Genomic DNA, 9,473 nt, shown 5'->3' on the forward strand with positions numbered 1-9,473 from the left:
CCCCGCTGATCCAGCTGATCTTCGGTTACGCGCCGACGAATTTCGGGGTCCAGGGCATTTTCACGGCGGCGTCCGTGGTCTTCTTCGCCTTCATCGGCTTCGACATCGTGGCCACCGCCGCCGAGGAGACGAGGAATCCGCAGCGCGACATGCCACGCGGAATCCTCGGCTCGCTCTTCATCTGCACCGTGCTCTACGTCGCGGTCGCCATCGTGGTGACCGGCATGCAGCACTACACACGGCTGACGGTGGACGCACCGCTCGCCGACGCGTTCAAGGCCACGGGGCATCCCTTGTTCGCCGGATTCATCAGCTTCGGCGCCGCGATCGGTCTCACCACCGTGTGCATGATCCTGCTCCTCGGTCAGACCCGCGTGTTCTTCGCGATGAGCCGCGACGGGCTGCTGCCCCGGTTCTTCTCCAAGGTGCATCCGCGCTTCGCCACCCCGTACCGCTCGACCGTCCTGCTGGGTTGTGTCGTGGCCCTCCTGGCGGGCTTCACAAGCATCGAGGAGCTGGCCAGCCTGGTGAACATCGGGACCCTCTTCGCCTTCGCCGTCGTCGCGCTGGGCGTCATCATCCTGCGCCGCACCCGTCCCGACCTGCCTCGCTCCTTCCGCACTCCCTGGGTGCCGCTGCTCCCGATCGTCTCGATCGCCGCCTCCACGTGGCTGATGCTGAACCTCTCCGGCGAGACGTGGCTGCGGTTCGCAGTGTGGATGGCCGTCGGGGTGGTGCTCTATTTCTCCTACGGGCGTGCGCGCAGCCGCATGAGCCCCGGCGCTCGAGGGTAGCCACCCGGCCCGCGATGACGTCGCGGGCCGCAGTAGGCCGACACGCATACATGCACGTGCCGTTGAGCCGCAGCAGCTGAAGCCGACGGCTCCGTCGGCTCGGGTCAGCTCGCGCGAGCGGCATGTTCGGCGAGGGCCTCCGGGAGCATCCGGTCTTCCGCGAGCTACTGGAGGAGACCTTGAGCCCGCTGGTCGTGCACGGTGTCGCCGGAGCACTGGACCAGATGCTCTGATCCTCGAGGGTTTCCTGGGGAGTGATGACGGGCCTGCGCCTGATTTCCCGTCAGGTTTCTGGAACGCACTCTTCCGCCTGGTGTGTTCGCGCGCTACTTTCATCCCGCATCGCAGGGGTAACCCCCGGCTCACTCGTACGGCCCAGGTTCCACCGGAACTCGTGGAGGACGCGGATGTCAGGCCACCGTGCAGGCTTTCGTGGAGGGCGAGCAGTGACGACTCACGGTCTCGTGTCCAGCATACGTGGCTGGCCGTCCGCATCCTTTTGAGGACTGTTCCGAGCCCAGCCCTGCGATGACGCACTGACGCCGAGGCACCTTACCTGGGAACTCGGCACGACATGCTGCCTCCAGCCGGACGCGGAAGCCTCCTGCTGGGAGGAACGCATGGCCACCCCCCCGTCTTTCACCGGATGATCTTCGGAGAGGAAGCTCGACCATGCGCAGATCCCTGACCGCAGCACTGTTCGCCGGTGCTCTCGTGATTGCCGGCACCGCGGCCACCGCCCCGGCCAATGCGGCACCGTCAACCACCGGCTATATCGTCATGCTTCGCGACAACGTCAAGCCCAGTTCGGTGGCGTCGGAGCACTCACACGCCCACGGTGCCGACCTCAAGCACGTCTACACGCACGCCATCCACGGCTACTCGGCCAACATGAGCTCCACCGCCGCCGAGCGGATCCAGAAGGACTCCCGTGTCCTGCGCGTCCAGCAGGACGGCACCGTCCAGACCGACGCTCAGTCGACCCCGACCGGCATCAACCGCGCGGACGCCGAGCTGAGCCCCACGGCGAAGATCAACGGCGCGGACGAGCGCGTCGACGTCGACGTCGCCGTCATCGACACCGGCGTCGACCTCGACCACCCTGACCTCAACGTGTATATGGCGGGCGCCAAGAACTGTTCTACGGGCAAAAGCGCTGACGACGGCAACGGCCACGGCACTCACGTCTCCGGCACGATCGGTGCCCTCGACAACACCAGCGGCGTCGTGGGTATGGCTCCCGGGGCACGCGTCTGGCCCGTCCGGGTCCTCAACAACGCGGGCAGCGGCACGTTTTCGGACGTGATCTGCGGCATCGACTACGTGACCGCCCACGCCAACGAGATCGAAGTGGCCAACATGAGCCTCGGCGGCGCCGGCACGGACAGCGTCTGCGGATCCAACACGGACGCCATGCACGAGGCGATATGCAACTCCGTGTCCGCGGGCATCACGTACGCCGTCGCCGCAGGCAACGAGACCGATGATGCCGCCAACCACACGCCGGCCGCCTACGACGAGGTCATCACGGTCAGCGCCCTGGCTGACTTCAACGGCCAGCCTGGCGGCGGCGCTCCGGCAACCTGCCGCAGCGACATCGACGACACCATCGCCAACTTCTCCAACTTCGGTGCCGACGTGGACATCATGGCCCCCGGCGTCTGCATCGAGTCCACCTGGAAGGGTGGCGGCTACAACACGATCTCCGGCACCTCCATGGCGACACCGCACGTCGCCGGTGGCGCCGCCCTGTACAAGGCCACCAACCCCTCGGCCTCGCCGAGTATCGTGAAGGCTGCCCTCCAGACAGCCGGAACCACCAACTACAGCTGGCCGGCCGGTGACCCCGACGGCATCCAGGAGAAGCTGCTCAACGTCTCCACCTTCTGATCCGCATCGCTTCGACGCGACAGCCTTCACGCGACTGGGCGGCGCCGATGACTCGGCGCCGCCCAGCTCAGGAGAAACGAGAAACGGTCCGTCAGCTGACCATCGGTCAGCGACGCTCACCGCCGGACAAGGGGCTCGCCCGGTTGTGACGCTAGGACGACCAGCTCCACCACCTTCCGGAAGCCGATGGCGGCCATCTGCTGGGTACGGCCGTCGACACCGAGTACCTGACCGTCGCGCGCGGACGGCTCTCGCCCGGGCACACGGGAGAGGTGCACACCGCGCAGGACGAGACCGTCCTCTACGTGACCGACGGCACGCTTTACCTGCACCTGCCCTCCTATGAGGGACCGGCGTGGCACCGCATCGAGCCCGATGACGCGGCGTACCTGCCGAAGGGCACCGACTACCGGCTGGTGGACGTGGAAGGCGAGGGCGCGCGCTACTGGGTGGGCTCCGGGCGGGTTCCCGAGGGGTGGCAGCCGTGAGTGTCCCGGCCGTGGTCGCCCTCGACGTCGGGGGCACCACGATCGTCTCCGGCCTGGTGACGGCCGACGGAGCGGTGCTGCACTCCGCCTCGCGCCCGTCCGTACGGGACGGCAGGCGGGACCCGGAGCTCGCCGGTACCGTGGCGGCAGCGCGCGAGATGATCGACGCGGCCGCCGAGCGCGATGTCGAGGTGGTCGGCATCGGCGCCGGATTCCCCGAGTACGTCGACCCCGCCAGGCGGCTGACCAGCCGAGAGGTTCTCGACTGGGATACCCAGCCAGCAGACCTGCTTGCTCCGCTGGTGCCCTGTCGACCGGTGGTCGTCGAGTCCGATGTGCGGTGCGGCGCGCTCGCCGAGGCCCGCTTCGGCGCCGGCCGTGAGCGCGGTTCGTTCCTGTACGTCTCCCTCGGCACCGGGCTCTCCGCCACGTTCGTCCGGGCCGGAGAGCTCTGGCAGGGGCATCGCGGGGAAGCGATCGCGCTGGGCAATTTCGAGGTCGCGGCCTCGGTGGATCCGACGTTCTCGGCACGCAGCCGTGACGGGCGCCCGCAGAACCTGGAGGAATACGCCTCCGGAGCGGGCATCGCGGCCCGGTACGCCGAGGCCACCGGCTCCGACATCACCGAGACCCGAGAGGTCGTCCGGCGGGCGGCCTCCGGGGACGGGTCGGCGACGGAACTGCTCACCACCGCGGGACGGGCCCTGGGCACCGCGCTGGTGTGGACGGTGGAGCTGCTCGACCCCGAGGCGATCATCATCGGAGGCGGGCTCGGTACCTCCGGAGGACTGCTCCACGAGGTCCTGCGGGACACCTACGCCGCACGGTCCCCCCGCCCCGCCCCGCCCCGCCGCCCGTCCGCTACGCCGAACTGGGCCACGGATCCGGGCTGCTGGGCGCCGCCCACGCCGCATGGCAACAGTCGGTCCCCGGCAGACAAGGCCGGACAGGGGTCGCCGCTCAGTCCGGATCTACCGGTCGCTGATCCGGGTGGGGTGGCCCGGAAACGAAGGGATGGTGCGCCGCGCTCGATGTGTAGCCGACGGGCGTTACAGAAGTCGATGATCCACGTGGCGATCTTGATGATCGGTTCGGTTCGGAAGGTGTGCCGGTGGACGTACTCGACCTTCAGCACGCCGTTGAACGCCTCGCTGACGGCGTTGTCGAAGCACGAACCGACGCGGCCCATTGCCTGGATCACGCCCAGCCCGAATCGCCGCACGCGCTCTCCCTTGCGCCACAACACTCTCCTCCACCATCGAGGTGTTGCGACGACCAGTTGAATCCGCCTTCGCTGCCGCGGTCGCCGTGGTCAGGATACGGGCGCTGCGGTCAGCGGGCTTGTTCGCCTCGTTCCGCCTGCTGCTTCGCCCTGTTCTTCTCCTTGATGCGCACCGCTTCCTTCCGGACCTCGGCCTGGGTGGTGCGCTCCTGCTGTAGCCACTCAGGGAGTTCCTGCTTCAGCGCATCGATCTGCTCGGTGGTGAGGGGTTCGGTGACTCCGCCACGCGCGAGACCTGAGGCGGAGACGCCCAGCTTCGCCGCTACGACCGGGCGGGGGTGCGGCCCGTTGCGGCGAAGTTCCACCAGCCACTCCGGCGGATCGGCCTGCAGCGCGTTCAGCTCGCTGCGCGAGACGACACCCTCCTGGAACTCGGGGGGCGTGGCCTCGAGGTACACACCCAGTTTCTTCGCCGCGGTCGCGGGCTTCATGGTCTGGGTGTTCTGGCGAGACGTCATGGTGTCCAGGGTATCGAGTGAGTGTCGGGCCTCGGACCACGGCCGGTATTCTGGCGGCGTGACCAGCTCTGAGGCATCCCCGTCGTTCCGGGTCGCGTACGTACCGGGCGTGACGCCGGCCAAGTGGGTGCGGATCTGGAACGAGCGGCTGCCCGACATTCCGCTGACCCTCGTCCCTGTGAGCGCCGCCGAAGCACCGGACGTGCTGCGGGACGGCGGCGCCGACGCGGGCTTCGTACGGTTGCCGGTCGACCGTACGTACTTCAGTGCGATCCCCCTCTACACCGAGACGACGGTGGTCGTGGTCCCGAAGGACCACGTCGTGACGGTGGCCGATGAGGTGACGGTCGAGAGTCTGGCCGACGACGTCGTGCTGCATCCCCTCGACGACACCCTCGACTGGGAGCGTCTGCCGGGCCGGCCGGCGATCGAGCGGCCCTCCACGACAGCGGATGCGGTCGAACTGGTGGCGGCAGGAGTGGGCCTGCTCGTCGTACCGCAGTCGCTCGCGCGTCTGTACCACCGCAGGGACATCACGTACCGGCCGGTCACGGACGCCCCGCAGTCACGTGTCGCACTGTCGTGGCCGGAAGAAATGACCACCGACATGGTGGAGGACTTCATCGGGATCGTCCGCGGGCGGACCATCAACAGCACGCGGGGGCGCGCAGCCACCCGGGCGCAGCCGAAGCGCGCCTCCGCGGGCAGTGCGCGGGGCAAGTCCGCGGGAAGGAACCCACGCCAGGGAACCGGAGGCCCTCGGGGCGGTAAGCGCCGCGGGCCGCGCCGCCGGTCGTAGCCTCGGCTGCGCGCCTGAATCCGGCAGCCGGGAGGCGATGAGGACGCCGAGGGCACGAGGGCGCTGCGAAGCAGGCCTTCCAGGAGACGTCAGGCGCTCAGCGCGGTGACCGTAGAGCGAGGTCGTGGACGTAACCGGGGTAGGGGTCGTCGCCGACTTCGGCGAGCCGGGCACCGATCCCTCGTGCGGCCGCGAGTACGGGCGGAGCCAGTCGGTCGAGCTCCAGCAGGCCGGAGCGGACCACCACGCCTACGGCTGCGACGGGCTCATCGTCCACACGTACCGGGCTCGCGACGGAACAGCTGCCCAGTGTCATCTCCTCGCGCGTGGTGGCGAACCCGCGGCGTCGCGTGCGCCGCAGGTCGCGCCGCAGCCGGCCTGGTTCGCGGATGGAGTACCTCGTCGGGCGGCTCAGCGGCCTGCTGAGGTGGTCGTCGATGTCGGTGGGTGACGCCCACGCGAGCAGCGCCTTGCCGACGCCGGTCGTGTGCAGCGGCAGTCGTCCGCCGGTGCGGGAGATGATCGGTACCGACCGGTGACCGGTGAGCTTCTCCACGTACAGCGCCTTGTCGCTGTCGCGCACGGCGAGGTGGACGTTCTCCCGGGTGGCCTCGTACAGCTCCTGCATGAAGGGCATGGCGACGTCGCGCAGCCGGGTGTGCAGACCGCTCAGCAGTCCGAGCTCCAGCAGACGAAGGCCCACCCGGTACGTGCCGTCGTCCTCCCGCTCCAGGCCACGCCAGCGGGTCAGCTCACCGACGAGCCTGTGGGTGGTCGGCAGGCTCAGCTCCGCCCGCCGGGCGAGATCGGAGAGGGTCAGCCGCGAGTGCTCGAAGTCGAACGCGTCGAGGATTGCCAGCATGCGTGAAGCCACGGTTCGGCCCGGCTGACTGCTGTTTCCGGACATGTGCTTTCCACTCAGTGAAAGACAGCGCTGTGCGTGGAGTGTGCCACGCATCACGATGTCGGTCACCCCGACAAGGAGAAACACCATGTCGTCAACGTCCCCCACGGCGCCACGCACCGCCCAGGGCGGCTCCTGGCCGGTTCTGCTCTGCTGGCTCGCGGTCGCACTCGACGGGTTCGACCTGGTCGTGCTCGGCGCCGTCATTCCCACCCTCACCAAGACCCAGGCACTCGGCTTCGACCCCGGGTCGCTCACGACCGCGGCCACGGTCGGGCTGGTCGGGGTCGGCATCGGCGCGGTGGCGATCGGCCCGCTCACCGACCGGTTCGGCCGCCGCGCCAGCCTGATGACCTGCATCGCGGTCTTCTCGGTACTGACCCTCGCGATCGCGTGGGCCCCGAACATCGCCACCTTCGTGGCACTGCGCTTCCTCAGCGGTCTCGGCCTGGGCGCGTGCCTGCCGACCGCGCTGGCGTACATGACCGAATACGCACGACCGGGCCGCCGCGGCTCCGCCGTCACGCAGATGATGACCGGCTACCACGCGGGTGCGGTGCTCACCGCTGTGCTGGCGATCGTTGTCGTCCCCGAGTTCGGCTGGGAGGCGATGTTCGCCGTGGGCGGCGTGGCCGGGCTGCTGACGCTGCCTGTCATGTGGGCCAAGCTGCCGGAGTCCTCGGCGTTCCTCGAGGCGCGCGGCAAGGCCGCCTCCGCCGCCGAGCAGCCGGTTCGGCCCTCCGCCCTCCTGCGCGGTCGGCTGCTGCGGGTGAGCCTGGGTATCTGGGTCGCCTCGTTCATGGGCCTGCTCTTGGTGTACGGGCTCAACACCTGGCTTCCGCAGATCATGGGCTCGGCCGGTTACTCGACCGGTGACTCGCTGGGGCTGCTGCTCGCGCTCAACCTCGGAGCTGTCGCCGGCCTGCTGCTTGCCGGGCGGGTCTCGGACGCGCACGGCAACAAGCGGACAGTGCTGCTCTGGTTCGGCGTCGCGGCGGTCTTCCTGGCGTTGCTGTCGGTCAAGCTGGAGGCGACGGCGGTGGTGTACGCCGCGGTCTTCCTGGCCGGTGTGTTCGTCTTCAGCGCCCAGGTACTGGTGTACGCCTTCGTCGGCCACTTGTTCGCCGCAGAGGTGCGGGGCACCGCGCTGGGCCTGGCCGCCGGTGTGGGACGCCTCGGTGCGATCGTCGGCCCGTTCCTCGGTGGCCTGCTGGTGAGCGCGGGGGTCGCCTACCCCTGGGGTTTCTACGCCTTCTCGGTCGCCGCGGTTCTCGCTGTCCTGTCCCTGGTGTTCGTGCCGGCGCACCTGCGTGAGGACCGCTCGTGACGACGACGCGCACCCGGGTGGTGATCGTCGGGGCCGGTCCGGCCGGACTGTTGCTGTCCCACCTGCTAGACCGCGAAGGAGTCGAGTCGGTCTTGTTGGAGAACCGCAGCACCGAGTACGTCCGCGGCCGCATCCGTGCCGGCATGCTGGAGCACTCGACGGTCGACCTGCTGAGTGAGGTCGGCGTCGGTGACCGGCTCAGGCGCGAGGGCATGGAGCACCGGGGGATCCATCTCCAGTTCCCGCACGAGCGCCACCACATCGACTTCAACTCGCTCGTGAACCGGTCGGTGTGGGTGTACGGGCAGACCGAGATCACGCGCGATCTCATGCGGGCGCGCTCCGCGGCGGGTCAGCTGGCCTACTACGAGGTCAGCGATGTCGCCCTGCACGACATCGACGGTGAGAGCCCCGCGGTGACCTTCCTCGACGTCGAGGGTCGTCCCCACCGCATCCACTGCGACGTGGTCGCCGGCTGCGACGGCTTCCACGGCCCCGCACGCCGGAGCATCCCCGAAGACGCGCGCAGTTCGTTCGGCCGGGAGTATCCGTACGCGTGGCTCGGCGTTCTTGCCGAGGTCGCTCCGTCCACCGACGAGCTCATCTACGCCTGGCATCCCGAGGGATTCGCGATGCACTCCATGCGCTCGCATTCGGTCAGCCGGCTCTATCTGCAGGTCGACCCGGGCGAAGACGTCGCCGAATGGTCCGACGGCCGGATCTGGGACGCGCTGGCCCTGCGACTCGGCCACGGGCAGGACGGCTGGCAGTTGCAACCGGGGCGGATCACCGACAAGTCGGTCCTGCCCATGCGCAGTTTCGTCTCGACGCCGATGCAGTACGGACGGCTCTTCCTGGCTGGCGACGCTGCACATATTGTCCCGCCGACCGGTGCCAAGGGATTGAATCTCGCCGTGGCCGACGTGGCACTGCTCTCTCGCGCGCTGGCGGCCCTGCTGAACGAACGCGACCCGCGTCCGGCGGACGAGTACACCGAGACGGCTCTGCGCCGGGTGTGGCGGGGCACCCACTTCTCGTGGTGGATGACCAGCATGCTGCACGTCACCGGGGACCCCTTCGACGCTCAGTTGCAGCGCTCGCAGCTGGAGTGGGTGGTGCGCTCCAGGAGTGCCGCAGCCGCTCTGGCCGAGAACTACGCCGGACTCCCCATCGGCTACTGAGCTGTGGTGGCCACGGGGAGCGAAATCCTGCACGCGCCGCATTCACCGTCCTTGCCAGTCGGGGGTGCGCTTCTCCAGGAACGCGGCTACGCCCTCGCGGAAGTCGCGGCTGCCGTAGCACAGTTGGTAGAGATCGTCGGCGGGGCCGGGTGCCGAGGCCGCCAGGACCCGCCGGTCGGCCTCCTTCAGTGCGGCGAGGGTGAGCGGGGCGCCACGGGCGATGCCGGCGGCCAGCCCGGCGACGCGGTCGTCGAAGTCCCCGCGCTCGGCGATCTCCTGGACGAGCCCGGCCTCAAGTGCCTCCTGCGCACTGACCAGTTCGGCGGTCAGCAGCGCGCGCAGCGTACGGG

General features: G+C 69.2%; 10 protein-coding genes. 7 read left to right on the forward strand and 3 right to left on the reverse strand.

The window, feature by feature from the left end:
* The 4 genes from ACRDP3_RS04610 to ACRDP3_RS04625 all read left to right on the forward strand — a co-directional run.
* A partial coding sequence (locus ACRDP3_RS04610) for an amino acid permease (RefSeq protein WP_431515513.1) occupies window positions 1-794 on the forward strand: 794 nt, incomplete at its 5' end.
* 672 nt (window positions 795-1,466) lie between these two features.
* Window positions 1,467-2,684, forward strand: coding sequence for a S8 family peptidase (locus tag ACRDP3_RS04615; RefSeq protein ID WP_431515514.1), 1,218 nt, complete (start codon window positions 1,467-1,469; stop codon window positions 2,682-2,684).
* Window positions 2,685-2,956: 272 nt separating this feature from the next.
* Complete coding sequence (locus tag ACRDP3_RS04620) at window positions 2,957-3,172, forward strand: hypothetical protein (RefSeq protein WP_431515515.1); 216 nt, start codon at window positions 2,957-2,959, stop codon at window positions 3,170-3,172.
* Complete coding sequence (locus ACRDP3_RS04625; RefSeq protein ID WP_431515516.1) at window positions 3,169-4,455, forward strand: ROK family protein; 1,287 nt, start codon at window positions 3,169-3,171, stop codon at window positions 4,453-4,455. The genes ACRDP3_RS04620 and ACRDP3_RS04625 overlap by 4 nt, the downstream gene beginning before the upstream one ends.
* Window positions 4,456-4,504: 49 nt before the next feature.
* On the opposite strand, the gene ACRDP3_RS04630 is transcribed toward ACRDP3_RS04625, so the two are convergent.
* Complete coding sequence (locus tag ACRDP3_RS04630; RefSeq protein WP_431515517.1) at window positions 4,505-4,912, reverse strand: DUF5997 family protein; 408 nt, start codon at window positions 4,910-4,912, stop codon at window positions 4,505-4,507.
* A 58-nt stretch (window positions 4,913-4,970) separates the two neighbouring features.
* On the opposite strand from ACRDP3_RS04630, the gene ACRDP3_RS04635 reads away from it, so the two are divergent.
* On the forward strand, window positions 4,971-5,711 hold the full coding sequence (locus ACRDP3_RS04635; RefSeq protein ID WP_431515518.1) for a LysR family transcriptional regulator substrate-binding protein: 741 nt from the start codon (window positions 4,971-4,973) through the stop codon (window positions 5,709-5,711).
* 97 nt (window positions 5,712-5,808) lie between these two features.
* On the opposite strand, the gene ACRDP3_RS04640 is transcribed toward ACRDP3_RS04635, so the two are convergent.
* On the reverse strand, window positions 5,809-6,573 hold the full coding sequence (locus ACRDP3_RS04640) for an IclR family transcriptional regulator (protein WP_431515519.1): 765 nt from the start codon (window positions 6,571-6,573) through the stop codon (window positions 5,809-5,811).
* A gap of 130 nt (window positions 6,574-6,703) precedes the next feature.
* Here ACRDP3_RS04640 and ACRDP3_RS04645 point away from each other — a divergent pair, with 130 nt between their 5' ends.
* Window positions 6,704-7,942 (forward strand): MFS transporter, encoded by a 1,239-nt coding sequence (locus ACRDP3_RS04645; RefSeq protein ID WP_431515520.1) that lies wholly within the window; start codon window positions 6,704-6,706, stop codon window positions 7,940-7,942.
* Entirely contained in the window at window positions 7,939-9,123 is a 1,185-nt protein-coding gene (locus tag ACRDP3_RS04650; protein ID WP_431515521.1) for a 4-hydroxybenzoate 3-monooxygenase, read from the forward strand. The genes ACRDP3_RS04645 and ACRDP3_RS04650 overlap by 4 nt, the downstream gene beginning before the upstream one ends.
* 42 nt (window positions 9,124-9,165) lie before the next feature.
* On the opposite strand, the gene ACRDP3_RS04655 is transcribed toward ACRDP3_RS04650, so the two are convergent.
* Window positions 9,166-9,473, reverse strand: a 308-nt coding sequence (locus tag ACRDP3_RS04655) for an enoyl-CoA hydratase-related protein (protein WP_431515522.1), incomplete at its 5' end; no start/stop codon positions are given.

The sequence above is a fragment of the Streptomyces sp. genome (assembly GCF_050698815.1).
Taxonomy (GTDB): domain Bacteria; phylum Actinomycetota; class Actinomycetes; order Streptomycetales; family Streptomycetaceae; genus Streptomyces.